Origin of the sequence: Leifsonia virtsii, from assembly GCF_030433675.1 — a bacterium.
GTDB classification, from domain to species: domain Bacteria; phylum Actinomycetota; class Actinomycetes; order Actinomycetales; family Microbacteriaceae; genus Leifsonia; species Leifsonia virtsii.
Genome location: NZ_JAROCB010000002.1, coordinates 231873 through 256482, shown reverse-complemented (window position 1 = coordinate 256482; position 24610 = coordinate 231873). Strand labels below are relative to the sequence as shown.

Sequence of the window (24610 nt, the reverse complement as noted above, 5' to 3'; positions counted from 1 at the left end):
GACGCCACGATGACGACGCCGCCACCCGCCTACGGCCCTCCCGCGCCCGGCTACGCCCCGCCGCCCGTCCCGCGCCGGCCCGTCGTCGTGTGGGACCTCGTGACCACGATCGTCCTGCTCGTGATCGGCGGGGCCATCGCCATCGGCCTCACGTTCTTCGCGTTCTTCCTGGTCTTCGCGAGCGACCCGTGCGGCGCGTCCACCGTGTGCGACACCGACCGGATGAGCGCCGGGTTCTTCACCGCGCTCCTCGGCCCCGGCGCGGTCACCGTCGCTGCCGTCATCGTCGCGGTCGTGCTGCTGATCCGGCGGCGCATCGCCTTCTGGGTGCCGCTCGTGGGCATCGTGCTCGCCATCGGCGTGTGGATCGGCGGCGCCGCGCTCGTGATCTCCGGCGTCCCCGGCGCCTCCCTCTGACGCGCCCCCGGCACCGCCGGACAACTTTCATTACGTAGCGTTTCAGCGGCCCAGCGGGCGAGCGCCGCCCCTCGGTAGCGTCGGAACACCATGACCGCCGCCCTGTCCTCCGCCTTCCCCGTCGCCTTCGACGGTGTCGGGCGCGCCTTCGAGGTGCGAGACAAGCGCGACAAGCGGTCGTCCGACCGGCACCGCGTGGTGCTGCGCGACGTGTCCCTCCGCATCGCGCCGGGCGAGGTCGTCGCGATCCTCGGCCCGAGCGGCTGCGGCAAGTCGACGCTGCTGCGCATCGCGGGCGGCCTCGACGCCCCCACGGCGGGTGCCGCCCTGATCGACGGCACCCCGGTCGCCGGTGTGGATGCACGGTGCGCCGTCGGCTTCCAGGAGCCGCGTCTACTCCCGTGGCGTTCCCTCGCCGACAACGTCGCGCTCGGACTCCCCCGCGGCCTCGACCGCGCCGCCGGCCGCGAGCGCGTCGCCCGGCTGCTCGACCTCGTCGGGCTCACCGCCGCCGCCACCCTCCGGCCGCGCGAGGTCTCCGGCGGCATGGCGCAGCGCGCATCCCTCGCCCGGGCGCTCGCCCGCAACCCCGGCGTCCTGCTGCTCGACGAGCCGTTCGGCGCCCTCGACGCGCTCACCCGGCTCCGCATGCAGGACCTGCTGCTGGACGTCCACGCGGCCGCCCCCACCACGATCCTGCTCGTCACCCACGACGTAGACGAGGCCCTGCAGCTCGCCGACCGCGTCGTCCTGCTCGGCACCGAGCCGGAGCACGCCGGCTCCACGATCCGCAGCGTGACCACCGTTCCCGGCGCCCGTCCGCGCGATCGCGGCTCCGCAGAGCTCGCCGCCCTGCGCGCGGAGCTGCTCGACGGCCTGGGCATCGACCGCCACGGACGCGCCCACGGCGAGCAGCGCACCACCGCAGTCCCCGTCTTCCCGTACTGAAACCCCCACGCACAGCGACCCGAGAGGCATCATGCGCCGCACATCCACCATCCTGACCGCCGCCGCGGCCATCGCCGCCGCCACGAGCCTTCTGCTGACCGGCTGCGTCGCCGGGGAGGGCGCCGCAGCCGGGTCGGAGAGCACCGCCGGCGTCACCAAGGGCGGAACGCTCAACATCGACTTCGCCACCTACAACCCGCTGAGCCTCGTCATCAAGAAGGAGGGCTGGCTGGAGAAGGCGCTGAAGAAGCAGGACATCACCGTCAACTGGGTGCAGTCCGCCGGCTCGAACAAGGCCAACGAGGCGCTGCGCTCCGGCGCCATCGACGTCGGGTCGACCGCCGGCTCGGCCGCGCTGCTCGCCCGGTCCAACGGCTCCGCGATCAAGACGATCGACATCTACTCGCAGCCGGAGTGGTCGGCGATCGTCGTCGGCCCGAACTCCCCGATCACCTCGGTGAAGAAGCTCAAGGGCAAGCAGGTCGCCGCCACCAAGGGCACAGACCCGTACTTCTTCCTGCTGCAGTCGCTGGAGGCCAACGGCCTGTCGGCGAGCGATGTCACCATCCAGAACCTGCAGCACGCGGACGGCTGGGCGGCTCTCCAGAACGGCTCCGTGGACGCCTGGAGCGGCCTCGACCCGATCATGGCCAACGCCGAGAAGTCGGGCGCGAAGCTCATCTACCGCAACGTGAAGTTCAACACCTACGGCTTCCTGAACGCGACCGAGTCGTTCCTGTCGTCGAAGCCGGATGTGGCGCAGACCGTCGTGAACACCTACGAGTACGCGCGGGCCTGGGCGCAGAAGCACCCCGACGAGACGGCGAAGATCCTCTCCGACGTCGCCGGCATCGACCCGGCGGTCGCCACCACGGTCATCACCGAGCGCACCAACCTGGACGTCTCCAACGTGCCGGGCAAGGCGCAGCTGGCCGTGCTGAAGAAGGTCGGGCCGATCTTCGTCCAGTCGGGCGACGTCCGCTCGCAGGCCGACATCGACAAGGCGCTCGACACGCTGCTCGACCCGACCTTCGCCAAGAAGGCCGACCCGGGCGCCATCGGGGGCTGACGGACACCATGACGACGAGCAACGCGCCGGGAGGCGAGGGCCCGCTGATCTACGCGGGCGGCGCCGGGCTGGCCGGCGCGGGCGGCATCTCGGTCGCCCGCGAGCGGCCGCGACCGGATCCGGGGCCGGGGCCGGCGGGCTCCCGCGTCCCGCTGGCCTCCCGCCGCTGGGTGCGGATCACCGCCGGGTTCCTCATCCCGGTGATCCTGCTCGTGGTCTGGCAGGTCGCCGCGACCTCCGGCGCGTTCACGTCGTCGCAGTTGCCGACGCCCGCGATGGTGTGGGAGGCGGCGGTCGACCTCGCGCAGCGCGGCCTGCTCGGGCAGTACGTCGCTATCTCGACCCAGCGCGTACTGATCGGCTTCGCGATCGGCGCGGCGCTCGGCCTGCTGCTGGGGGCGCTGGTCGGGCTGTCGCGCTGGTCGGACATCCTGTTCAGCCCGACCCTCGCCGCCATCCGGGCGGTCCCGTCGCTCGCCTGGGTGCCGCTGCTGATCCTGTGGTTCAAGATCGGCGAGGACTCCAAGATCATCCTGATCGCGATCGGCGCGTTCTTCCCCGTCTACACGACCGTCGCCGCGGCCCTCAAGCACGTCGACCGCCACCTGGTGGAGGCGGGACGCGCGTTCGGCCTGAACGGCGTCCGCCTGTTCACCACGGTCCAGCTGCCCGCAGTGCTGCCGTCGGTCATCTCCGGCCTCCGGCTCGCTCTCGCCCAGGCGTGGCTGTTCCTCGTCGCCGCCGAGCTGATCGCGTCGTCGATGGGACTCGGCTTCCTGCTGAGCGACTCGCAGAACAACGGCCGCACCGACCGCCTCTTCCTCGCGATCATCCTGCTGGCCGTGCTCGGCAAGATCACCGACTCGCTGCTCGGCCTGTTCGAGCGCTGGGCGGCCCGGCGCTGGGCCTGAGGCCGCGGCGCCGGACTTTTCGGCGGCTCAGCTGCCGCCGATGCCCTCCGTGACCTGCACCGGACTGTCGAACTCGCGGTCCGGCAGGCCTTCGAGCGCGTCGACGACCTCCTTCGGAGCGCCCTGACCCTGCGCGGTGCCGACCAGGTCGGCTTTGCTCGCCGGGTAGTCCACCCCGCTCAGGTACTTCTGCACGTCGATCTGGATGGGGCGATCGGCCATGTCGTTCTCCTTCCGTTCGTGTGAACGCCTCCACGCCTACCCCCATCTCGTCCGCTGGCAAGAGGTTGCAGCCTCCTCGGGCCGGTGGTTCGTTCGGTCGCGTTCGGGCCCACACGGGCCTTCACACGTGGAAGGAGAACGACATGGCCGAACGAGGCAACACGAAGCACGGACCGGCCCAGGACGAGCAGCTGGCCCACGAGGCGCAGCCCTTCGTGCAGGGTCACGGTCCCAGCCACGTCGAGGAGTGGCGGCAGACCGAGCCGATGCCCGACGACACGGACGACCAGGAGGTGGTGGCCGCCTCCGGGATCGACGGAGAGGAGCGGGCCGCGGACGACGACGTGACCGGCGCCGAGGACCCCGGCGACCCGGGCGCGACCGGCCCGGATCCCGTGGTGTTCAGCACCGAGACCGGCGAGGAGGACTCCCGATGACCGCGCGCGACATCCTGGGCCCCCTGCTCGCCGAGCCGGGGCCGTGGACGACGGTGCTGGCGGACATCTCCCGAGACCTCCCCGACCCCAAGCGCACGGTCGATCTGCGTCACCGCTCGCTGCTGGACTCGCTGGAGGAGCAGGGCGCGCCGCAGCCCGACCGCGACGCGGTGGAGGCCGCCCTCACCGCCGAGCACGACACCCCGAGCCCGAGTGCCCGGTTCCTCGCGGTCCGCGACGGCAGGGTCGAGGTGAACCAGGTCATGCTCGGCGCCATCCCGCGCGACGGATGGGCGTGGCATGCTCCCGTGATCGACCCTCTCCCCCTGCTCGCCCGGGACGCGTTCGACTTCCACGCCCTGCTGGTGGAGGCGTCCCGCGAGGGCGCGACCATCTGGCACCGCGGTCCGGACCTGGACCCGTCCGCCGGCGGTGAGACGGCGCCCTCGGCGGGCGACGCCGAACGCGTGCAGGGCGACCCGGACGGGATCGTGCACAAGGTCCCCTCCGGCGGCTGGGCGCAGCTCCGCTACCAGCACTACGTCGAGGACACCTGGAAGCACAACGAGGCGATGGTCGCAGAGCGGGTCGGGGAGCTGGTCGAGCGCTTCCATCCTCGACTTGTCCTGGTCGCGGGGGATGTGCGCGCCGTCGAACTCCTCACCGAGGAGCTGCCTGCGGCGGCGAAGGCCGTGCTCGTCTCCGAGCAGCTGGAGGCGACGCCGGGCGACGACCAGGCCGAGCTGTTCCGGCACTTCGAGGAGGCCGTCGCGCGTGTCGCCGCGGAGGACGAGCGGGCGGCGCTTGAGCGCATCTTCACCCGCTCGGAGGGCGAGGGCCGGAGCGAGGCGCTCGGCGTCGGCGAGGTCGTGGCCGCGCTCGAGCAGAGCCAGGCCGACACCGTGCTGGTGTGCGTGCCGCGCGAGGCCGAGCGCACCCACGACGGGCAGCGCCGCGCGATCGCGCTCGACGCGCAGCCGTGGATCGCCACCGCCCCGGAGCAGGACTTCGGCGCGGGCGAGCTGGGGGTGGTCCCCGCGTCGGTGGCGATCGCGCGCGCCGCGGTCCTGACCGACGCCCGCGTGATCGTGGTCTCCCACGGCGAGCTGCCGGACGACGCGCCCGCCGCAGCGCTGCTGCGCTGGCCGGTCGGGCCGCCGCAGTCCGTGTGAGCGCCGGCCTTTCCACGATCAACCTGGGAAATCCATCCCCTACCTCGCTCGCGGCGCCCGGCCTAGCGTCGGGGCCGATCGCCACAACAAGAAGCGTTACGAAAGGAGCCGACATGGCTGCAGTGACCGAGTCCATCGACGTGAACGTGCCCGTCACGACGGCGTACAACCAGTGGACCCAGTTCGAGTCCTTCCCCCACTTCCTCGACGAGGTGGAGGAGATCACCCAGGTGGACGACACCACCAACCACTGGCGGGTCAAGATCGGCGGCGTGGAGCGCCAGTTCGACACCGTCATCGCCGAGCAGATCCCCGACGAGCGCGTGGCGTGGAAGTCGGTCGCCGGCGACACCGAGCACGCCGGTGTCGTCACCTTCCACCGCCTCTCCGACACGGAGACCAAGGTGACGGTCCAGCTGGAGTGGGCGCCGTCGGACGCGCTGGAGAAGGTCGGCCAGGTCTTCGGCCTCGACGACCACGCGGTGAAGAAGGACCTCAAGAACTTCAAGGAGTTCATCGAGTCGCAGGGCGGCGAGACCGGCGCCTGGCGCGGTGAGGTCGACCGCGGCGAGACGGTCTGACCGCTCAGCCTCGAACACGCGAACGGCGCCGGCGGCCTGACCACCGGCGCCGTTCTCGTGCGTGGGCTACAGGACGGGACGGCCGCCCGTGACCGCCACCCGCGCACCCGAGATGTACGAGCCCTCGTCGGAGGCGAGCAGCACGTACACCGGCGCGAGCTCGGCCGGCTGGCCCGCACGCCCGAGAGGGGTGTCGCTCCCGAACTGGGTGACCTTCTCGACGGGCATGGTCGACGGGATCAGCGGCGTCCAGATCGGTCCGGGCGCGACGCTGTTGGCGCGGATGCCCTTCTCCCCGAGCAGCTGCGCCAGTGACGCCGTCATGTTCGCGATCGCCGCCTTCGTCGCCGCGTAGGGAAGCAGCGTCGGAGACGGCATGTCGGAGTTCACCGACGACGAGCCGATGATGCTCGACCCTGGCTTCAGGTGCGGGACGGCCGCCTTCGTCAGGTGGAAGAACGCGGACACGTTGGTCGCGATCGTGTGGTCCCACTCCTCGTCCGGGATCTCCTCCAGCGACTCGTGCGTCATCTGGTAGGCCGCGTTGCTGACCAGGATGTCGAGCCCGCCGAGCTCCTCGACCGTGCGGGCCACCAGGTCGCGGCAGTGCTGCGGGTCGGACACGTCCCCGCGCAGCAGGAGCGCCCTCCGGCCGGCCTCCCGCACCCAGGTCGCGGTGTCCTCCGCGTCGTCGTCCTCCTCCAGGTAGGAGATGGCGACGTCGGCGCCCTCGCGCGCGTAGGCGATGGCGACCGCCTTGCCGATGCCGCTGTCGGCCCCGGTGATGAGGGCGACCTTTCCGGTCAGCTTCCCGCTCCCGCGGTAGCTCTCCTCGCCGTGGTCCGGGCGCGGATCCATCTCGTCCGTGCGGCCGGGCGGTTGCTGCTGCTGTTCAGGGAAAGACATCCATGACCTCCATTCGTCGTCCCACCAGGCAACACCGCGCACGGGAGCCCGTCAGGGGCTTGGGCCACCCGGGATGTGCGCGTACCGTCCCTCCAATGAACGCCTCCCCCGACCAGCGCGACGCAGCCGACCAGGACGTCGCCCCCGACCAGCACCAGATCGACGCGGACCAGACAGCCAAGGACCGCTCCTACAGCCCGTCGAGCGAGCGCGAGACCGAGGTGAAGCAGTCGGAGTCCACCGGCGACACCGTCCGCCCGGGAACCGGCGGACCGGACGACGTCGGCGACGTGCCCGTGCCGCCGGAGGACGACCTCGACCCGGCGACCATCGTCGAGCGCGGCGAGCCCCGCCACCGGGCGGGGGACGCGTAGCGGGACGCTGCAAGGCGATTCAGGAGCGCTGCCGGAGAACGAAGGCTGCCATACCGGGAACCGTGAAGGCGATCACCCCGTATTCGGGCGCATAGACCACAGATCTGTCATCCACTCTCGGAGAGCGAGGTCGCGGCCGACAAGCGCCGCGGGCTTTCTACCCGCGCCCGGAGCGTAGGGATTTCTGACCGGATCCATTCAGCCGTTCTAGCAACTTATGGGAAGTTATAGCAAGAAGCTATAGGTCGCTATAAATGCATATCATCGACGGGAAGCCTCCTCTTCCTCCTCGGTCCCGCCTCTCGTGTGCTCCCCGGACCGCCGCTTCGCGGCCGCCGCGTAGATGCGCTCCGCCACCCAGAGCAGCACGCCGATCGCGAGCAGCCCGAGCGCGATCGTGTACTGGCCGCCCGGGCGGCCGGAAGTCCAGGGGAAGACCAGGTACAGGCAGGTGATCGCGCCCACGATCGGGAGGACGGTCGGCGCACGGAAGTGCTTGTGGTCGACCGGCTGCTTCCGCAGCACGAGCACCGCAACGTTCACCACCGCGAACACCGCGAGCAGGAGCAGGGACGTCGTGCCGCCGAGGAGCGCCACGATCGAGCCCTTCGGGTCGAGCGACACGTAGCCGATCAGGCCGACCGCGAGGGCCGTGGTGAACAGGATGGCCGTCCACGGCGTCCTGCGCTTCGGCGACACCTTCGCCAGGAACGGCGGCAGCACCTTCTGCTTGCTCATGCCGTAGAGCAGACGGCTCGCCATCATCATGTTGATGAGGGCCGTGTTGGCGACGGCGAACATCGAGATGAACGGCAGCAGGTCGTTGATCGGGAAGCCGGGAGCCGCCGCCTCGACGGCCGTGACGAGCGGGGTCTCGCTGCCGGCGAGCTGCCCGATCGGCACGAGCGCCACCACGGTGATCGAGACCAGCACGTAGATGACGGCTGCAATGCCGAGGCCGCTGAGCATCATCTTCGGGAAGATGCGGCTCGGCTCCTTGGTCTCCTCGGCCATGTTGACCGAGTCCTCGAAGCCGACCATCGCGAAGAACGCGAGCGAGGTGGCCGTGCTGACCGCCAGCAGCACGCCCTTGTCCTCAGGGGTCTCGAACGCGACCACCCGCGACCAGTCGGCGTTGCCGCCGGCGATCGCCCACATCCCGATGAAGATGACGAGCAGCAGGCCGGACAGCTCGACCAGCGTGAGCACCACGTTCAGCCAGACGCTCTCGGACACGCCGCGGAGATTGACCAGCATGATCAGCACGATGAACGCGAGCGCGATCAGAAGAGTCGTGAGATTGTCGTTCGGCAGGCCGAACCCGATCGTCAGGTTCACCGCGAACGCACGGGAGGCCGTCGACGCCGACGTGATGCCCGAGGTCATCACGATGAAGCACACGATGAACGTGAAGAAGTGGATGCCGAACGCCTTGTGCGTGTACAGCGCCGCCCCCGCCGCCTGCGGGTACTTGGTGACGAGCTCGAGGTAGGAGAACGCCGTCACCGTCGCCACGGCGAACGCGAGCAGGAACGGCAGCCACGCCGCTCCGCCCACCTCGGCGGCCACCTGCCCAGTGAGCGCGTAGACCCCGGTGCCGAGGATGTCGCCGACGATGAACAGGAGCAGCAGGCCGGGCCCGAGCGCGCGTTTCAGCTCGGGCTGCTCCGGTTCGACGGTCTTGACCACCTGGGTCCACGAAGGATCGCTCACGCTCGGCTCCCTTGTTCGAATCGTGAACGCCACTGTATGTGAGTTCTCACAGAATCGGGAGTCCCGGTGGCCGTAATCCGAACCGGGCGGACAGGAGGGCCGCCCGTCGGGGGGCCCTCCTGTCGTCGCGTCAGGCTTCGGCGCCGTCGCCCGGCGCCGACCGGCGGCGCCGCACCAGGAGGAGCACACCGCCGAGCACCAGCAGCGCCACAGCGCCGGCGATGCCTGTGCCGATCGCCACCGTGGAGCCGGTCGACGCGAGCGCCGGATCGGCGCTGGCGGTGACCGTGACCGTGACGATCGACGTGGACGAGGCGAACGACGCGTCGCCGCTGTACGTCGCGGTGATCGAGTGCGTTCCGACGGCGAGGCCCTCTGCCCGGCACGACGTGGCAGGGAGGGTGACCGTGCACAGCTGGCGACCGTCCGCGTCGCGGAAGACGACCGTCCCGGTCGCACCCGCGGGCAGACCGCTCACGGTCAGCGTCGCACCGGACCCGGTCACCGACGAACGCGCCGCGAGTGCGGTCTTCTGCGCGGTGACGCGCAGCGTGAACGTCGGCCCCGTGACGCTCTCGTAGTTGTCGTCGCCGCTGTAGACCGAGTGGACGGTGTACTCGCCGCCCGGCAGGTCGTCCGGCAGGGCACAGGTGGTCGCCGGCAGGGTGGCGGTGCAGAGCACGGTGCCGTCGTCGGTGACGAAGGAGATCGTCCCCGTCGCGTCGGTGGGGAGCCCATCGACCGTGAGGTCGGTGGTGCCGCCGTGCGTCACGGTCACGGTGTCGCCGCCGTTACCGCCGTTTCCGCCGTTTCCGCCGTTACCGCCGTTGCCGCCGCCGGTGGTGCCCGGTCCTCCGATCGTCGCCGTCGCCTTCCGGACGGTCAGCGGCGCGGTGCCGGAGGTCGCTGCGCTGTACGTCGCATCGCCCGAGTAGGCGACGCTGACGGCGTAGGTGCCCGCGGCCAGCGAGGACGGGGTCGGGCAGCTGGTGACCGGCAGGGTGGTCGTGCACAGCTCGCCCGCCGCGCTCGAGAACGTGAGCGTCCCCTGCGCGTCGGACGGGATCCCGAGCGCCGACAGCGTCGCCGCGGTCCCGTACGGCACCTCCGACGGGGCGACCGAGAGGTCCAACGTCACGGAGACCTTGGTGACCGTGAGCCTCAGGGTCGGGCGGTCCGCGCCCGTCACCGCTGCGTGATCCCCGTCACCCGAGTAGCCGACCAGGACCGTGTGGGCGCCGATCGCCCCGGCGACCGTCGTGCACGTCGCCACGCCCTGGGACAGGGGCGCCGTGCAGAGCACCTGGTTCGTCGCCTCATCGGTGAAGGTCACCGTCCCGGTCGGCGTCGTGGCCGCGCTGCTCGCCGTGGAGGCGACGGTCGCCGTGAGGGCGGCGGTCGCACCGTGCTGCGCCGTCACGTCGCCGGCGGTCACGAGGACCTGCTGCGGCTGGATCGCGACGTCACGGGACACCGTGACGGCCTCCGCGTCGGTCGACGCGATCACCGTCGAGACAGTGACGGTGCGTGCGGCGCCCGAGACCGTGTACGGCAGCGACAGCGCGGGCAGAGCGGTGCCCGGCTGGATCGGGGCGGACGCGTCCACCGCGTAGTCGCAGGTCTCGACCTGGCCGGCGATCGAGCACGACCAGCCCGCGGCGGCCGTGGGGAGCGCCGGCTGGACCCCGGCGGGGAAGGTGGTCGTGGTCCGGATGAGCTGCGACTCCGTCCCGCCGTCGCTCGTGACCGTCGGGGTGACGGTGTACGTGCCGTTGCCCGCGTGTGCGACGCCGGCGTCGCCGGACGCGGTGGCGGAGAGCACCGGGACCGGGCCCGCCACCGTCGTGGCCTCGAGGTAGTTCACCTCGTGCACGTCGGACGCGCCACCCGTCCCGGCCACCCAGCCGTAGGTGAGCTTGTACGGGTACTTGGTCGCGGGGTCGATCCACGAGCCGGGGACACCGGCCTGGTTGCCGGCGGGGTCGAGCTGCGGCAGAGGTCCGGTGAGCACCTGACGCGTGCCGCCGATCGGCGTGAAGATGACGGCGAAGGTGCCGGCGGGCACCGTGACGTCGGTCGCCTTCTGCGCGGGGAGCGACGATCCGGTCGGATTGATGACGATCTCCACCGGGACCTTGGCCTGCGACCTGTCCGTCACGCCGCTCTTGCTGAGCGAGCCCACCATCGTGGTCGGCGCGGTCGACCTCACGACGCAGTACCCCGTGGTGCCGTTGCCCGGGCCGCGGACGGTGACGCTGTTCGGGAACCTGCCGCGTCCGGCGTCGCCCGGGCAGCCGTTGCCGCCGAAGGCGACATTGTTGAAGTTGCCGTACCGGTCGAGGCCGATGCCGAGGTAGGCGTGGGCGAGGCCGCTCTGGCTGGTCGTGCTGCTGTAGCCCAGCGACCCTCCGAGCTGCCCGATCTGGGTCGGAACCGCAGGGTTGTACGGGTCGGTCGCCGCCAGGTAGAAGACGATGCCGTCGGCGGTGGTGCCGGTTCCGTCGGCCGTGCCGTTGTACTGGTAGCTGTCGAAGACCGCGTCGATGCCCTTCGTGATCGGCACGGACTGGCGGGCGCCGACACCGCCGGTCTGGTTGAGGCTGGCCGAGGTGAGCCGGAGCGCACCATTGCCGTCGGCGTCCACCGTCCCGCCGCACCCGGGGATCGTGTCCGTGGCCGTCGGCACGGTGCTGCTGCGCGCGGTCAGGCACGCCTGGTTGACACCGGAGGGAGCCCCGGGAAGCGTGTAGCCGCTCCCGGCGGTCGTGCCGGTGAAGCCCTCATCGACGAAGGTCGTCTGCGTCGGCGCGGCGCCGTACGAGGCGGAGCCGGTCACGAGGGCGGTCGCGACGACGGCGAGCGCGGCGATGCCGGTCAGCGCGGTGCGAAGGGAGGAACGGAATACGGGACGGTCGGCATGTTTCGGGCGCAAGAAAACTCTCGTTCGGGAGGGCGGCGGCGCACAGGCGCCGCTCACGGGAAACGTTTCGGGGTCGGGTCTGTCCTACCCCGCCCTCCCTGTGAAGTCGTTCATGGAGTCGTATACACCGAACATTCGGCCGGCGATCGCATCCCAGGCCCGCACGGGCAGGATGCCGCGCAGCGTCTTCGCCAGCCCGACCGTCCACGGCAGCATCAGCATCGGCCTACCGGCGAGCATCGCCGTCCATACCCGGTCGACCACGTACTCCGGTGTCATCACCGGGGTCAGCAGCGGCCCGCGCGCACCCTCGAACATCCCGGTGTCGATGTAGCTGGGGGCGACCGTCGTCACCTTGACGTGCCCGAAGCCCTGCCGCTTCAGCTCCAGCCGGACGCTGTCGCTCCAGCCGATCACCGCCCACTTGCTCGCGGCGTAGACGCTCATGCGGGGGTTCGCGATGGTGCCGGCGGCGGAGGCGATGTTGACGATACGGGCCTCGCGGGCGCTCTGCAGCATCCCGGGCAGGAACTCCCGCGTCACGTACATGGGCGCGAGCGCGTTGACCTGCATGGTCGGGCGGGTGTCCTCGCCGTTGTCGTGCTCCCAGAAGAACTTGCCGCGGACGATCCCCGCGTTGTTGATGAGGACGTCGATGCCGCCCAGCTCCTTGCGCACCGCCTGCGCGCTCTGCGCGATCGCGCCGAGCTCCGACAGGTCGACGACGTACGGCAGCACCGTCGTCGCCGGGCGCCCGGCCGACGAGCTGGGCGAGCCCTCCGGCGCGCCCCACGCGGCGGCGGTGCGTCCTGCGAGGATCTCCCGGCGCAGCCGGTGCGTCAGCTCGGTCAGCGCGGCCTCGTCGCGGTCCCACAGCACGACCGCGCGTGCCCCCTCGAGCACCGCGCGCTCGGCGTACAGCCGCCCCATCCCCGAAGCGGCGCCGGTGATCAGCACGCGCGCGCCACGAACCGTCCTCGCCATGCCCCCATCATCGCAGGCCTGCGACTGCCGCGCCTCGTACCGTATGCGCCTGCGCGCGCGGGTGTGGGCACCCCCCGACGATCCATGGGACGCAACACGCCGCGTCGGCACCTGCCGTTGCGGCGTGTTGCGTCCCACAGATCGAGAGGGCCGCGGGGGCGGCGAATAGCTGCGCTTGCGCGGCTGATCGCGCACTTTTCCGCCGGAATGGGCAACAAAACGCTTGCGATCCCCGGATAGGCTCGATTCATCCACATCACTGCCGCGTGCGAGCGGCCGACCAGCGACGGGAGGTTCGTCATGTCTCAATTCGTCCAGAACTACACTGCTGACGCGATTGTCGGAGAGCCCGAGGTCGTCGAGGACGGCCGCCCGGTCCGCGAGGTCGCGAACGATCCCGCATGGCTGCGCCTCAAGGACGCCGCCGTCGCACTGCAGGCGCTCCAGGTCAAGGACGGCTCGGTCGAGCAGGAGTCCGATCGGCCGGCCGCAGCCGAGCACGTCCGCACCATCGTCGACTCGATCGCCGCACTCGCACCGGCGTTCCCGCACGACGCGTTCTACCTCGCCGCCCTGCAGCGCGACTTCGCCCGCTGGGCGGACGAGGGCTTCGGCGTGCCCGACTTCCTCGACTCGCTGAACGAGTTCCAGCCGCAGCAGCACCGCGTGGACGGGCTCGGCCACCTGGTCGTGTTCCCGATGTACACGCAGAACGGCAGCCCCGACCGTCACGTCGAGGCGCTGCTGGTCGAGGTGATCTGGCCGGAGTTCGTGGCGGAGCTCGAGGCGGGCGACTACGGCAACAAGCTGTTCGTCGCGCTGCGGTTCGTCGACTTCACGCCCGGCTACGACACCAACTCCGCGGTGCTGTTCCCGGAGACCGTCGCGATGCGCGAGATCCCGCAGTTCACCTGGGGCGCGATCTTCCAGGACCGCGAGGCCGCGCGCTACCGCCGCGTGGTGCGCGCCGCCGCCGAGATCACCAAGCTGGAGCTGCCGGACGACGCGGCCGCGATGCTGGACGACCAGCACCTCACGGAGGAGACCTTCGTGATGTGGGACATCATCCACGACCGCAGCCACATGCGCGGCGACCTGCCGTTCGACCCGTTCATGATCAAGCAGCGGATGCCGTTCTTCCTCTACTCGCTGGAGGAGCTGCGCTGCGACCTGACGGCGTTCCGCGAGTCGGTGAAGCTCGAGCGCGAGCTCAGCGCGCTGCCCGAGTCGGAGCTCTCGGACGCTCAGCGCGCGATCCGCGACCACGCCCACCTGGTGCAGTACGCGGTGATCTTCGACCGCATCTTCCGCTTCGCGATCACCGGCAGCCGTGTGCGCAACTACGACGGGCTCGGCGGCCAGCTGCTGTTCGCGTGGATGCACCAGCACGACGTGCTGCACTGGACGGACACGCAGCTCACCATCGACTGGGAGAACGTGCCCGACGTGGTCGTCGCCCTCAGCGACCGGATCAACGACCTCTACTGGCGGTCGATCGACCGGCCGAAGGTGGCGCACTGGCTGGCGGCGTACGAGATGCTCACCGAGACGCTGACCCCGCACCCGGCCTCCAACTGGGCGCGCGGGCTCTCGGACGAGGTGCTCGCCGGTCCGCCGAAGGGCTACACCGACCAGGTGCTGGACGACGAGTTCCCGCTCTCGATGTTCTACGAGGCCCTCAACAAGAAGATGGCGGCGGTCATCGAGTCCACCGCAGGGATCACCGGCACGACGGACGCCGTATGACCGACGCGCAGACGGCGCACCCGGCGGCCCGGCCCTCTTCGGAGGCCGGGCCGTCCGGCGCGGCGGGCCGCCTCGTCCTCATCGCCGGGGCGACCAGCTCCTCCGGCGAGGCCGTCGCCCGGGCCCTCGTCGCCGCGGGCGCCCGCGTCCTCGCGGTCGGCACCCGGCAGGAGGCGCTGGACGCCCTGGAGGCCGCGGTGCCCGGCGTGGACACACGCGCGTGCGACCTCGCCGACCGGGACGCCGTCGCCGAGCTGGCAATGCGCATCCACCTGAAGTTCGGCCGCCTCGACGGCCTCATCCACCTCGTCGGCGGCTGGCGCGGCGGCGGCGGGATCGCCGGGCAGAGCGACGAGGACTGGGACTTCCTGGAGCGCGCCTTCCGCACCCTCCGCAACACCACGCGCGTCTTCTTCGATGACCTCGCCGCCTCCCCCGCCGGGCGCCTGGCGATCGTGTCGTCGACCGCGGTCGACAAGCCCTACCCGGGCGGCGCCAACTACGCTGCGGCGAAGGCCGCGGCCGACGCCTGGGTCCGCGCGATCGCGCAGGGCTTCGCCAAGCAGGCGCCGCAGTCGGCGGCGACCGTCTTCGTCGTGAAGACGCTCGAAGGCCTGGAGGCGCGGCTCGGCGAGGAGGTCGTGGGGCTGTGGGATGCGGAGGCGGCCGAGGTCAACGGCCAGCGGATCGCCCTCACGCCTGGAAAGATGGAACCGTGACGCTTCAACTCCACGACCTCTCCCTCCGCGGTTTCGCCTCCGACAACTACGCGGGCGTGCATCCCGAGATCCTCGACGCCATCTCCGCCGCCAACAGCGGTCACCAGATCGCCTACGGCGAGGACGTCTACACCGCACGGCTGCACGAGGTGTTCGCCGAGCACTTCGGCGAGGGCGTCGAGGTCTATCCGGTCTTCAACGGCACCGGCGCCAACGTCGTCGGACTGCAGTCGATGCTGCCGCGCTGGGGCGCCGTGGTCTGCGCCAAGACCGCGCACATCAACACCGACGAGGCCGGGGCGCCCGAGAAGGTCGCCGGCATCAAGCTGCTGACCGTGGAGACACCGGACGGCAAGCTCACGCCCGAGCTCATCGACCGTGAGGCGTGGGGATGGGGCGACGAGCACCGCGCGCAGCCGCTCGTCGTGTCCATCACCCAGACGACCGAGCTCGGCACGGCCTACACGGTGGAGGAGATCCGCGCGATCGCCGACCACGTGCACGCCAAGGGCATGAAGCTGCACATGGACGGCTCCCGCATCTCGAACGCGGCGGCAACGCTCGGTGTGCCGCTGCGGGCGTTCACCACCGACGCCGGCGTCGACGTGCTCAGCTTCGGCGGCACGAAGAACGGGATGCTGTACGGCGAGGCGGTCGTCGTGCTCAACCCGGCGGCGTCCGAGGGGCTGATCTACCTCCGCAAGCTGAACATGCAGCTCGCCTCGAAGATGCGGTTCATCTCGGCGCAGCTGATCGCGCTGCTCACCGACGACCTGTACCTGCGGTCGGCCGGGCACGCCAACGCCATGGCGACGCGGCTGCGGAACGCGCTGGAGGCAGGCATCGCCGACGGCAGCATCCAGGGCGTCGGCTTCAGCCAGGAGACGCAGGCGAACGGGGTGTTCGCCACGCTGCCGAGCGGCGTGGCCGACCGGCTGCGCGAGCACTTCCGGTTCTACGACTGGGATGCCGCCAACAACGAGGTGCGCTGGATGTGCTCCTTCGACACCACCGAGGACGACATCGACGCCTTCGTCGCCGCCCTCAAGCAGGAGCTCGGCGCCTGACCCGAGGCGTGCCCCTCAAACTGGGGACGGACCGGGGTACAAAATTGTCCTCCATTTGGCCCACACGAAGTCGCATTGTCGTGTATCCTCGAAGAACGCCGGGGGAACCCGAATAATCCACCGGCGCAACCCCGAACGCATGCCGGGCCGTGTGAAGAAACCCTAGTCTTCCCACAGCCCGGCATCGTGGTTTAACGGCGGACGCTCGGCTTCAGGCGTCGACCACCTCGAGCGTGCCGAGATGCAGCTGCCGCGCCGACGCGTCCGCGTTCCAGGAGTGGAAGGCGATGACGTCCGAACCGTCCGGCGCGACGGTCAGCGAGTTGTGCCCGGGGCCGCGCAGGCCGCCGCCGCTGCGCAGGAGCGGCGGCTGGTCGACGTGCTCCCACGGGCCGAGGGGATGGTCGGCGACGGCCACCCCGACGGCGTAGCGCTCCCCGGTCCATGCGCCGCCGGAGTAGGTCAGCCAGTAGCGTCCCTCGCGGTGCAGCACCGCAGGACCCTCCAGCGTGTGCCAGTCGAAGCGGCGGCCATGGATGAGGCGATCGCGCTCATACAGCTGCCAGTCGGCGTTCGGCGCGAGCACCGGCACGATGGGGCCGTCAAGCGCGGTCATCCCGTCGGCCAGACGAGCGACCGCGAGGTGCGTGCCCGGCCGCTCGTGGTCGAGCACGTCCCGTGCGAAGAAGAGGTACCAGCGGCCGTCGACGTCGCGGAACGGGTGCGCGTCGATCGCGAAGACCTCGCCCGGGGTGAGGTCCGCGCCCACGTCGTGGAACGGACCGGTGGCGGAGTCCGCGCGCGCCACCCGCAGGTGGTGGCCGTCGATGCCGCGGCCGACCGAGTAGTACATCCAGAACGCGCCGCCGGCCTCCGCCACCTCGGGCGCCCAGTAGTCGTCGCCGAAGTCTGCGGGCAGGCGCTCGAGCACGGCGCCCGCGCTCTCCCATCCGGCCAGGTCGGGCGAGACGAGCGCCTCGAAGACACGGTCGCCGTCGCTGCCGGGATGCGTGCCGTAGGCGACGTAGCCCCCGTCCGACAGACGCAGGACGAACGGGTCGGCGAAGTAGCCGCTCCAGACCGGACCCCGGTGCCGGCCGACGCGGAGGACACGACCGGTCACGACGACGGCTCCGGGAGTCCGTCACGCCAGGTGACAGGGGCGGCGTCCATCCCGCGGTAGGCGAACGCCTCGTCCCAGGAGTGGAACAGCAGCCAGTCCTTGCCGTGGAAGGTGACCAGGTCCTCGCCGCCGGGCCCGAGGTAGCGTCCCTTCGAGCCCGCGGTCGAGAGCAGCGGCTTCTTCGCCTTGGTGTACGGGCCCAGGAGACTCGTGGCCGTCGCGGCCCCCGTCGCGTACGACGAGTTTCCGTAGTCGTTCGCCGAGTACAGGAGCACGTACGCGCCGTCGTGACGCACGATCACCGGCGCCTCGACGAGGTGACCCTCCCACGCCTCGGTCTGCTTGATCAGGCGCGTGGGCTGACCGGTCAGGGAGGCGCCGTCGGCGGCGAGGGGCTGCGCCGAGATCCAGGTGTCGAGGCCGCAGCAGTTGCCGTCGTTCTTCCACACGAGGTAGCGCTGACCGTCGGCGTCGGCGGTCACACTGGCGTCGATCGCCCCGCCCTCGTCGACCGGGCAGACCAACGGCTTGTCGGCGGTCGACGTGAACGGCCCCTCCGGCTTGTCGGCGAACGCGACGCCGATGCACTGGTGCCGGCTGGCGGCGTCCGACGCGGTGAAGTACAGGGCGAACCGGCCGTCGGCTAGCTCGGCCGGGCCGGGCGCCCACGTCTTGCCGGGGAGCGCCCATGAGGGCAGGTCGGGCATCGCATCACGGTCGCTCAGCGTCCACGTCTTCATGTCGTCGCTGGTGGCGACCTGGACGTTCACGGCGGGCGTGTTCGTCGCGTAGGCGTAGACCCGGTCGCCGACGACCAGGGCGCCGGGGTCGGGGAAGTCGCTGTCGACCTGGAACGGCGCGACCGCGGGCGACGACTCCGCGCTCGGCGCCGGGCCCGGGGAGCACCCTGCGAGCCCGGCGACGAGCGCGGACGCCGCGGCGGCCGCGACCGCGAGGCGGCGCACCCTCACCCCTTGACCCCGCTGGTGGCCACGCTCTCGACGATCTGCTTCTGGGCGAAGAAGAACAGGATGAGCACCGGCACCGACGCGATCACGGCACCCGCCATGACGATGGCGTAGTGGGTGGAGTACGCGCCCTGGAGCTGCGACAGCCCGGGCTGCAGCGTGAGGTTCTCGGGGCTGAGGAGCACGTACACCGGCCACAGGAAGTCGTTCCAGTTCGCCAGGAAGCTCAGCACCGCGAGGGTCGCCAGCGCCGGCCGGGCGAGCGGGAGGACGATCTGCAGGAAGATCCGGAAGTCGCCGGCACCGTCGATGCGCGCCGCCTCCTCGATCTCCGCAGGCAGCCCGACGAAGAACTGACGGAGGAAGAACACGCCGAACGCGCTCGCGGCGCCCGGGATCGTGATGGCCCAGATGGTGTCCAGCCAGCCCAGGTTCTGCACGATCAGGTAGTTCGGGATGAGGAAGATCACCGGCGGCACCAGCAGCGTCGCGACGATCAGGCCGAACACGATCCGCTTGCCCCAGAACTCCAGGCGCGCGAGGGCGTAGGCGGCCATGGACGCAGTGACCAGGATGATCACGGTCTGCAGCGCCGCCGCGGCCAGGCTGTTGAGGAACCAGCGGAACACCGGCTGCTGCCCGCTCGACAACGTGGCGTACGCGTCGGTCGAGAACGGGTTCGGGAACGCCGCGTACGGGTTCCGGATGGCGTCGCCGTCGGTCTTGAACGACGTCAGCAGGATCCAGACCAGCGGCAGGATGACGATCAGCGCGAGCACGATCAGCACGGCGTACAGGACGCTCTTCCGCAGCGCCCGCTGCGGGCTCTGCCTGCGGCGGGCCGGCACCGGGCGCGGTGCGGCGGTCTCCTCGCGGACGGGGGTGGTGGTCGTCGTCATGAGGCGCTCTTCTCTGCCCGCTCGCGCTGGAGCCGGAAGTTGATGATGCTGATGATCGCCAGGAACGCGAACAGCACGTAGCTCATCGCCGAGGCGGCGGCCATGTTGTTCTGCGAGAGGCCCTGGTCGGCGATGTACATGATCGCCGTGCGCGTCTGGTTGCCCGGGCCGCCCTTGGTGATCAGGAACGACTGGCCGAACATGTTGGCGCTCGCGAGGATCGTGATCGTGACCACGAAGGTCATCACCGACCGCAGGCCCGGCAGCGTGACGCTGAAGAACTGGCGCACGGCGCCGGCGCCGTCGAGCGCGGCGGCCTCGTACAGGTCGGGGCTGATGCCCTTGAGCCCGGCGAGGATGATGACGGTGTTGAACCCCATCGTCCACCACACGGTCACGCCGGCGAGGGTCACCCAGACCCAGGGGGTGTCGACGGTCCACGGCAGGTTGTCCGGCAGCCCGAGCATCCCGAGCAGGTGGTTGACGATGCCGGACTGGGTGTCGAGCAGGTACTTCCAGATCACGCCGATGACGGCGACGCCCAGCACGTACGGGGCGAAGAAGATGCCGCGGAAGAACGAGCCCGCCCGGATCCTCTGGTTCAGCAGCACGGCGACCAGCAGCGGGATGATCAGCAGGAACGGGACGCTGGCGAGCGTGAAGATGCCGGTCGCCGACATCGACTGCCAGAAGTCGCCGGAGGTCGCCGACCCCGGCGTGAAGAGGTCGAGGTAGTTCTTCAGCCCGACGAACGACTGGTTCACCCGGAACGGGCTCCAGTTGGTGAGGCTGATCCACAGGCCGAACACCGCGGGCCCGAGCACGAAAACGATGAACAGCACCAGGAACGGCGCGAGGAAGAGGTACGCGACGCCGGTGCGCCGCGGCGCGCCGGGCCGCCGGGAGCGGCCCGAGCGAAGCGGGCGTGGCGCCCCGGTCTCCCGGGGCGCCACGATCGAAGCGGTGGTCTCAGTCACCGTACTTCTCTTTGTTCTGCTTCAGCAGGGTGTTCGCCTTCGCGACCGCGTCGTCCAGCGCCTGCTTGGGGTCCTTCTTGCCGGTGACCGCCTCGTTCACCGCGGTGGTGATGGTGGCCTCCACCGTGGTGATGCCCGGGGCGATCGGCTCGTAGTGCGCGTACGGCAGCTGGTCGAGGAACGGCTTCAGGTGCGGGTAGGTCTGCACCAGCTTCGGATCGTTGCGGACCGAGTTCTTCGCGGGGAGCTCACCGGTCTTGGGCCAGTCGGCGGAGTTGTCGTTCATCCACTTGACGAACGTCGCGGCCGCCGCGGTCTTGTTCTTGTCCTGGCCCTTGTTGTTCATGAACATCCAGTGGGTGGACGAGGACCACACGGCCTTCTGGTCGCCGATCTGCGGGACGGCGGTGGCCTCCCACTGCAGCTTGTCGAACGCCGTGTTCGTGGTCTGCCAGACGCCGTTCCAGTTGAAGGCGGTCTTGCCTGCGATGAGGGCGTTGATGTTGCCGTCCTGCGCGACGTCGGCCGGGCTGTAGCCCTTCTTGATGAGGTCGGTCATCCAGGTGAGGGCCTTGACGCCCGCGTCGGAGTTGAAGGTGGCCTTCGTGACGTCCTTGTCGAACAGGTCCCCGCCGAACTGCCAGAGCAGGCTCTCGAACTCGAAGGTGCCGGTGAAGACGTAGCCGTCGACCCACTCGCCCTGCACGCCCGCGGCCTTCAGCTTGTCGAGCGCCGCAAGGTAGCCGGCCTTGTCGGTGGGGATGCTGTCCACGCCCGCCGACTTCAGCACGTCCTTGTTGACGTAGAGGCCGAGCGGCGTGACCGACCACGGCACGGCGTACTGGCCGCCGTTGTACTTGCCGGCGTCGAGCAGGCCCTCCGGGAAGTCGCTCGCCTTGTAGCCGAGGCCCTTCACGATGTCGTCCGCCTTCAGCACGAGGCCCTGGGCCGCGTACGTCGCGATGTCGTCGCCATGGCCGACCGCGACGTCCGGTCCCTTGCCCGCCTTGACCGCGAGCGGCATCTTGCGGGCGATGTCGGCCCACTCCATCGGGACGTCCTTGACGACGATGTTCTTGTGCTCCGAGTTGAACTTGTCGACGAGCTTGGGGACGAGCACGGGTGCAGCGCCGCCCGTCCAGCCGTTCCAGAAGCTGATGGTGACCTTCGGTCCGGTGTAGTCGCCGGAGGAGACTTCCGCGCCTCCTGCGCCGGCGCTGCTTCCGCAGGCGGTCAGGGCCAGGCCGAGGCCCGCCGTGACCGCGAGTGCGATCGCGCGTGCGGCGAATCGCTTCTTCATGTGATCTCTCCCTTGAGTGAGCCGTTCGCGCGGCCCCGGTTGCCGGGTGGGCGCGTGGACGGTGGTGCTTGAGCCGGTACACTCGGCATGTGGGCCGAATTTACAGCGCTGCATAGGGCATGTCAACCCGGATATGCCTGCATTAGAGCCATCGCTGTAGAGTGACCCCGCGAACACCTCGACGATGACGCGGAACGGAGCGGCGATGGCGGTCAGACTTCAGGACGTGGCGGATCACGCCGGCGTCTCCATGAAGACGGTGTCCAACGTCGTGCGGAACTACGCGCACGTCAGCCCGCAGATGCGCGAGCGCGTGCAGCGGGCGATCGACGAGCTCGGCTACCGCCCGAACATCATGGGCCGCCGCCTGGCGACGGGGCGCACGGGCCTCCTGGCGCTCGCCTTCGCCGACGTGACGCTGCCGTACTTCGCCGAGCTGGCACGCGTGGTCGCCGACGAGGCGGAGCGCCGCGGTTACCGCGTGCTGCTGGAGCAGACCGAGGGCACCATCGAGGGCGAGCGCGCGGTCGTCTCCGCCGGCGAGTCCGGACTGGTCGACGGCATGATCTTCCAGCCGAGCGTGATGAACTCCGCCGAGCTCGCGCAGTCGCGCATCGACATCCCGCTCGTCGTGCTCGGCGAGAACGCGGCGCCGCTCACCGTCGACCGCATCATGATCGACAACGTGGAGGCGGCCCGTGCGGCCACAGAGCACCTGATCTCGCTCGGCCGCCGCAGGATCGCGTTCGCCGGCCACGAGGCCCCGCGCCCGACGCGCACCTCGACGCTGCGCATGGCCGGCTACCAGCAGGCGCTCGAGGACGCGGGCCTCACCCCGGACCCGGAGCTGCTGATCTCGACGCTCTCGGTGTCGGCGGGCAATGCGGTGCGTGCCGTCGGCGCAGCACTGGACGCCGGTGTGCGCTTCGACGGACTGGTGTGCCGCGACGACCTGGCCGCGATCGGCGCGCTGCGCGCCCTGCAGGAGCGCGGCATCCGGGTGCCGGAGGACGTGGCGATCACCGGCTGGGACAACACGCCCATGACGGCGGTCACCTACCCGTCGCTCAGCACGGTCGCGCCGGACATGCGGGCTCTCGCCGCCCGCGCCGTCGAGATGCTGCTGGAGCGCGTCGGCGGATTCGACGGGATGGGCCGCCACGAGCTCGCCCCGTTCTCCCTCGTCACCCGCGAGAGCGCCCCCGCCCTCGCCCTCTAGCCCCGAGTTGCACGTTGTGGCGGCTATTCCGCCCGGATGGCCGCCACAACGTGCAACTCACCGGCGGATTTCCGACTTTACAGCGCTGCACGATTCGTGCATGCTGGGGGGATGCTCACCGAGGAACGCCGCGTCGCCGCGGCCACCGCGCAGGACGGGCGCTACCCGCGCCCCCAGCTCGTCCGGCCCGACTGGCTCGACCTCTCCGGTCCGTGGACGTTCGCATTCGACGACGACGACCGCGGCCGCCGGGAGCACTGGGAGTCGTCCGGCTCGCTGAGCGGTGTCATCCAGGTCCCGTTCCCGTTCGAGTCGGCGGCCTCCGGCGTCGGCGACACCGGGTTCCATCCCGTCGTCTGGTATCAGCGCACGGTGCTGCGCGACGAGCTGCCGTCGGGCGAGCGCCTGCTGCTGAACCTCGGGGCGGTCGACCATGCCTGCGAGGTGTGGGTGGACGGCCGCTCGGCCGGCACGCACGAGGGCGGCTCCACGCCGTTCACTCTCGACATCACCGATCTCGCCGACCTCGGCGGCGACGGCGACCTCTCGCTGACGATCCGGGCCGAGGACGACCCCGCCGACGTCGCCCAGCCCCGCGGCAAGCAGGACTGGCGCCACCACCCGCACTCCATCTGGTACCACCGGACGACCGGCATCTGGCAGCCGGTCTGGCTGGAGGCCGCCCCCGCGGTGCGCGTGGAGCAGCTGCACTGGGTGACCGACGTGCCCGCGGGCGAGGTCACCGCGCAGCTGCGGCTGAGCCGCCCCGCGCCCGCAGGCACCACCGTGCGCATCGAGATCGCGCTCGGCGCAGAGCCGCTCGCGAGTGTCGAGGCCGCGGTGGCGGGTCGCGAGGTGGAGGTGCCGCTCCGCATCCACCGGCAGAGCAACGGTCAGGCGTACGAGGAGCTGCTCTGGTCGCCCGCTCACCCCACGCTGCTGGATGCGACGGTCCGGCTGCAGGTGCCCGACGCGCCGGCCGACGTCGTCGCGTCGTATCTCGGCCTGCGCTCGGCGGCGGTCGAGGGCGGCCGCTTCCTGCTCAACGACCGTCCGCTGTACCTGCGGTCGGTGCTCAACCAGGGCTACTGGCCGGAGTCGCACTCCGCCGCGCCGAGCGCCGACGCCCTCCGCGCCGAGGCGCAACTCATCCTCGACCTCGGCTTCAACGCCACGCGTCTACACCAGAAGTACGAGGACCCGCGCTTCCTGTTCTGGGCGGACAAGCTCGGTCTGCTGGTCTGGGGCGAGGCGCCGGCCGCGTACGCCTTCACTCCGGAGGCCGTCCGCCGCAGCATCGCGGAGTGGTCGGCCGTGCTCGACCGCGACCGGTCGCATCCCTCGATCGTCACCTGGGTGCCGCTCAACGAGAGCTGGGGCGTGCAGCACCTCGCCCACGACCCGCGGATGGTGTCGTACGCGAAGGCGCTCGTGCAGCTGACCAGGACGGTCGACCCGTCGCGCCCGGTCATCTCGAACGACGGCTGGGAGCACGCCGACTCCGACATCCTCTCCATCCACGACTACGACCACGACGCGGCACGCATCGCCGAGCGCTACGCGACGCGCGAGGCCATCCTCGGCGCGGAGTTCACCTTCCCCGGCCGGCGCCTCATCGTCGACCCTGCTCAGCGCACCGACGCGCCGCTCATGCTCACCGAGTTCGGCGGCGTCTCGTATACCGACGACGGCCCGGCCGATGCCTGGGGCTACTCCACCGCGACCAGTCCGGAGGACCTGGTGGAGCGGCTGCGCGCGCTGGTCGGCGCGGTCCGTGCCTCCGCGCCGCTCGCCGGCTACTGCTACACCCAGCTGGCCGACACCGGCCAGGAGACCAACGGCCTGGTGTTCGAGGACCGCAGCCCGAAGGCGCCGATCGAGGAGCTGCGCGCGATCTTCGGAGCGTGATGGAGGGGACGCGACACGCCGTTATCGCTC

General features: G+C 70.6%; 23 protein-coding genes. 13 read left to right on the top strand and 10 right to left on the bottom strand.

Translation table 11 applies throughout. The annotated features are described in order from the left end of the window. The first annotated feature begins 9 nt into the window (after positions 1-9). From P5G59_RS07230 to P5G59_RS07215, 4 genes are all read left to right on the top strand, one after another. On the top strand, positions 10-417 hold the full coding sequence (locus P5G59_RS07230) for a DUF6264 family protein (RefSeq protein WP_301217421.1): 408 nt from the start codon (positions 10-12) through the stop codon (positions 415-417). A 90-nt stretch (positions 418-507) separates the two neighbouring features. After that, the gene (locus P5G59_RS07225) at positions 508-1365 is read left to right on the top strand and encodes an ABC transporter ATP-binding protein (protein ID WP_301217419.1); all 858 of its coding nucleotides are present in this window, start codon (positions 508-510) and stop codon (positions 1363-1365) included. Positions 1366-1396: 31 nt separating this feature from the next. After that, the gene (locus P5G59_RS07220) at positions 1397-2434 is read left to right on the top strand and encodes an aliphatic sulfonate ABC transporter substrate-binding protein (protein ID WP_301217417.1); all 1038 of its coding nucleotides are present in this window, start codon (positions 1397-1399) and stop codon (positions 2432-2434) included. Positions 2435-2442: 8 nt separating this feature from the next. Then, a complete protein-coding gene (locus tag P5G59_RS07215) occupies positions 2443-3345 on the top strand; it encodes an ABC transporter permease (protein ID WP_301217415.1) in 903 nt (300 codons plus the stop codon). Positions 3346-3372: 27 nt separating this feature from the next. Here P5G59_RS07215 and P5G59_RS07210 read toward each other — a convergent pair whose 3' ends face one another. Beyond that, positions 3373-3567: a DUF2795 domain-containing protein gene (locus P5G59_RS07210; RefSeq protein WP_301217413.1), complete on the bottom strand. Its 195-nt coding sequence runs from the start codon at positions 3565-3567 to the stop codon at positions 3373-3375. A gap of 143 nt (positions 3568-3710) precedes the next feature. Here P5G59_RS07210 and P5G59_RS07205 point away from each other — a divergent pair, with 143 nt between their 5' ends. The 3 genes from P5G59_RS07205 to P5G59_RS07195 all read left to right on the top strand — a co-directional run bounded on the left by P5G59_RS07205 (position 3711) and on the right by P5G59_RS07195 (position 5757). Then, positions 3711-4004, top strand: a complete 294-nt coding sequence (locus tag P5G59_RS07205) for a hypothetical protein (protein WP_301217411.1) — start codon at positions 3711-3713, stop codon at positions 4002-4004. Next, the gene (locus P5G59_RS07200; protein WP_301217409.1) at positions 4001-5176 is read left to right on the top strand and encodes a baeRF2 domain-containing protein; all 1176 of its coding nucleotides are present in this window, start codon (positions 4001-4003) and stop codon (positions 5174-5176) included. The genes P5G59_RS07205 and P5G59_RS07200 overlap by 4 nt, the downstream gene beginning before the upstream one ends. A gap of 113 nt (positions 5177-5289) precedes the next feature. Further along, entirely contained in the window at positions 5290-5757 is a 468-nt protein-coding gene (locus P5G59_RS07195) for an SRPBCC family protein (RefSeq protein ID WP_301217407.1), read from the top strand. Between the two features lie 66 nt (positions 5758-5823). On the opposite strand, the gene P5G59_RS07190 is transcribed toward P5G59_RS07195, so the two are convergent. Further along, positions 5824-6663, bottom strand: coding sequence for an SDR family oxidoreductase (locus tag P5G59_RS07190; RefSeq protein ID WP_301217405.1), 840 nt, complete (start codon positions 6661-6663; stop codon positions 5824-5826). A 95-nt stretch (positions 6664-6758) separates the two neighbouring features. Between P5G59_RS07190 and P5G59_RS07185 the strand changes: the two genes are divergently transcribed. After that, the gene (locus tag P5G59_RS07185; protein WP_301217403.1) at positions 6759-7037 is read left to right on the top strand and encodes a hypothetical protein; all 279 of its coding nucleotides are present in this window, start codon (positions 6759-6761) and stop codon (positions 7035-7037) included. 261 nt (positions 7038-7298) lie between these two features. On the opposite strand, the gene P5G59_RS07180 is transcribed toward P5G59_RS07185, so the two are convergent. From P5G59_RS07180 to P5G59_RS07170, 3 genes are all read right to left on the bottom strand, one after another. After that, on the bottom strand, positions 7299-8750 hold the full coding sequence (locus tag P5G59_RS07180; RefSeq protein WP_301217401.1) for an APC family permease: 1452 nt from the start codon (positions 8748-8750) through the stop codon (positions 7299-7301). Positions 8751-8880: 130 nt separating this feature from the next. Then, on the bottom strand, positions 8881-11682 hold the full coding sequence (locus P5G59_RS07175) for an Ig-like domain repeat protein (RefSeq protein ID WP_301217399.1): 2802 nt from the start codon (positions 11680-11682) through the stop codon (positions 8881-8883). Positions 11683-11754: 72 nt separating this feature from the next. Next, positions 11755-12654 (bottom strand): SDR family NAD(P)-dependent oxidoreductase, encoded by a 900-nt coding sequence (locus tag P5G59_RS07170; RefSeq protein ID WP_301217397.1) that lies wholly within the window; start codon positions 12652-12654, stop codon positions 11755-11757. Between the two features lie 300 nt (positions 12655-12954). Between P5G59_RS07170 and P5G59_RS07165 the strand changes: the two genes are divergently transcribed. Genes P5G59_RS07165 through P5G59_RS07155 form a run of 3 tightly spaced genes read left to right on the top strand, consistent with a single transcriptional unit; the run spans position 12955 to position 16186 of the window. Continuing rightward, positions 12955-14400, top strand: coding sequence for a DUF6421 family protein (locus tag P5G59_RS07165; protein WP_301217395.1), 1446 nt, complete (start codon positions 12955-12957; stop codon positions 14398-14400). Beyond that, positions 14397-15119, top strand: a complete 723-nt coding sequence (locus P5G59_RS07160; protein WP_301217393.1) for an SDR family oxidoreductase — start codon at positions 14397-14399, stop codon at positions 15117-15119. Before P5G59_RS07165 ends, P5G59_RS07160 begins: the two co-directional genes overlap by 4 nt. Continuing rightward, entirely contained in the window at positions 15116-16186 is a 1071-nt protein-coding gene (locus tag P5G59_RS07155) for a threonine aldolase family protein (RefSeq protein WP_301217391.1), read from the top strand. Before P5G59_RS07160 ends, P5G59_RS07155 begins: the two co-directional genes overlap by 4 nt. A 211-nt stretch (positions 16187-16397) precedes the next feature. Here P5G59_RS07155 and P5G59_RS07150 read toward each other — a convergent pair whose 3' ends face one another. Genes P5G59_RS07150 through P5G59_RS07130 form a run of 5 tightly spaced genes read right to left on the bottom strand, consistent with a single transcriptional unit; the run spans position 16398 to position 21453 of the window. Further along, on the bottom strand, positions 16398-17309 hold the full coding sequence (locus P5G59_RS07150; RefSeq protein WP_301217389.1) for a glycoside hydrolase family 43 protein: 912 nt from the start codon (positions 17307-17309) through the stop codon (positions 16398-16400). After that, positions 17306-18274 (bottom strand): glycoside hydrolase family 43 protein, encoded by a 969-nt coding sequence (locus tag P5G59_RS07145; protein WP_301217387.1) that lies wholly within the window; start codon positions 18272-18274, stop codon positions 17306-17308. The genes P5G59_RS07150 and P5G59_RS07145 overlap by 4 nt, the downstream gene beginning before the upstream one ends. Before the next feature lie 2 nt (positions 18275-18276). Beyond that, positions 18277-19176: a carbohydrate ABC transporter permease gene (locus P5G59_RS07140; protein ID WP_301217385.1), complete on the bottom strand. Its 900-nt coding sequence runs from the start codon at positions 19174-19176 to the stop codon at positions 18277-18279. Further along, a complete protein-coding gene (locus P5G59_RS07135) occupies positions 19173-20153 on the bottom strand; it encodes a carbohydrate ABC transporter permease (protein WP_301217383.1) in 981 nt (326 codons plus the stop codon). Before P5G59_RS07135 ends, P5G59_RS07140 begins: the two co-directional genes overlap by 4 nt. Beyond that, positions 20146-21453: an ABC transporter substrate-binding protein gene (locus P5G59_RS07130; RefSeq protein WP_301217381.1), complete on the bottom strand. Its 1308-nt coding sequence runs from the start codon at positions 21451-21453 to the stop codon at positions 20146-20148. Before P5G59_RS07130 ends, P5G59_RS07135 begins: the two co-directional genes overlap by 8 nt. Positions 21454-21658: 205 nt before the next feature. Here P5G59_RS07130 and P5G59_RS07125 point away from each other — a divergent pair, with 205 nt between their 5' ends. Both P5G59_RS07125 and P5G59_RS07120 read left to right on the top strand, forming a co-directional pair. Beyond that, the gene (locus P5G59_RS07125) at positions 21659-22672 is read left to right on the top strand and encodes a LacI family DNA-binding transcriptional regulator (protein WP_435871247.1); all 1014 of its coding nucleotides are present in this window, start codon (positions 21659-21661) and stop codon (positions 22670-22672) included. Positions 22673-22783: 111 nt separating this feature from the next. Beyond that, on the top strand, positions 22784-24580 hold the full coding sequence (locus tag P5G59_RS07120; protein ID WP_301217377.1) for a glycoside hydrolase family 2 protein: 1797 nt from the start codon (positions 22784-22786) through the stop codon (positions 24578-24580). The last annotated feature ends 30 nt before the right edge of the window (positions 24581-24610 follow it).

Coding starts and splice junctions, on each gene's coding strand:
- P5G59_RS07120 (WP_301217377.1), top strand. CDS start 22,784: ATGCTCACCGAGGAACGCCGCGTCGCCGCGGCCACCGCGCAGGACGGG.
- P5G59_RS07170 (WP_301217397.1), bottom strand. CDS start 12,654: ATGGCGAGGACGGTTCGTGGCGCGCGCGTGCTGATCACCGGCGCCGCT.
- P5G59_RS07205 (WP_301217411.1), top strand. CDS start 3,711: ATGGCCGAACGAGGCAACACGAAGCACGGACCGGCCCAGGACGAGCAG.
- P5G59_RS07215 (WP_301217415.1), top strand. CDS start 2,443: ATGACGACGAGCAACGCGCCGGGAGGCGAGGGCCCGCTGATCTACGCG.
- P5G59_RS07185 (WP_301217403.1), top strand. CDS start 6,759: ATGAACGCCTCCCCCGACCAGCGCGACGCAGCCGACCAGGACGTCGCC.
- P5G59_RS07130 (WP_301217381.1), bottom strand. CDS start 21,453: ATGAAGAAGCGATTCGCCGCACGCGCGATCGCACTCGCGGTCACGGCG.
- P5G59_RS07225 (WP_301217419.1), top strand. CDS start 508: ATGACCGCCGCCCTGTCCTCCGCCTTCCCCGTCGCCTTCGACGGTGTC.
- P5G59_RS07200 (WP_301217409.1), top strand. CDS start 4,001: ATGACCGCGCGCGACATCCTGGGCCCCCTGCTCGCCGAGCCGGGGCCG.
- P5G59_RS07165 (WP_301217395.1), top strand. CDS start 12,955: ATGTCTCAATTCGTCCAGAACTACACTGCTGACGCGATTGTCGGAGAG.
- P5G59_RS07160 (WP_301217393.1), top strand. CDS start 14,397: ATGACCGACGCGCAGACGGCGCACCCGGCGGCCCGGCCCTCTTCGGAG.
- P5G59_RS07230 (WP_301217421.1), top strand. CDS start 10: ATGACGACGCCGCCACCCGCCTACGGCCCTCCCGCGCCCGGCTACGCC.
- P5G59_RS07125 (WP_435871247.1), top strand. CDS start 21,659: ATGGCGGTCAGACTTCAGGACGTGGCGGATCACGCCGGCGTCTCCATG.
- P5G59_RS07190 (WP_301217405.1), bottom strand. CDS start 6,663: ATGTCTTTCCCTGAACAGCAGCAGCAACCGCCCGGCCGCACGGACGAG.
- P5G59_RS07220 (WP_301217417.1), top strand. CDS start 1,397: ATGCGCCGCACATCCACCATCCTGACCGCCGCCGCGGCCATCGCCGCC.
- P5G59_RS07210 (WP_301217413.1), bottom strand. CDS start 3,567: ATGGCCGATCGCCCCATCCAGATCGACGTGCAGAAGTACCTGAGCGGG.
- P5G59_RS07140 (WP_301217385.1), bottom strand. CDS start 19,176: ATGACGACGACCACCACCCCCGTCCGCGAGGAGACCGCCGCACCGCGC.
- P5G59_RS07195 (WP_301217407.1), top strand. CDS start 5,290: ATGGCTGCAGTGACCGAGTCCATCGACGTGAACGTGCCCGTCACGACG.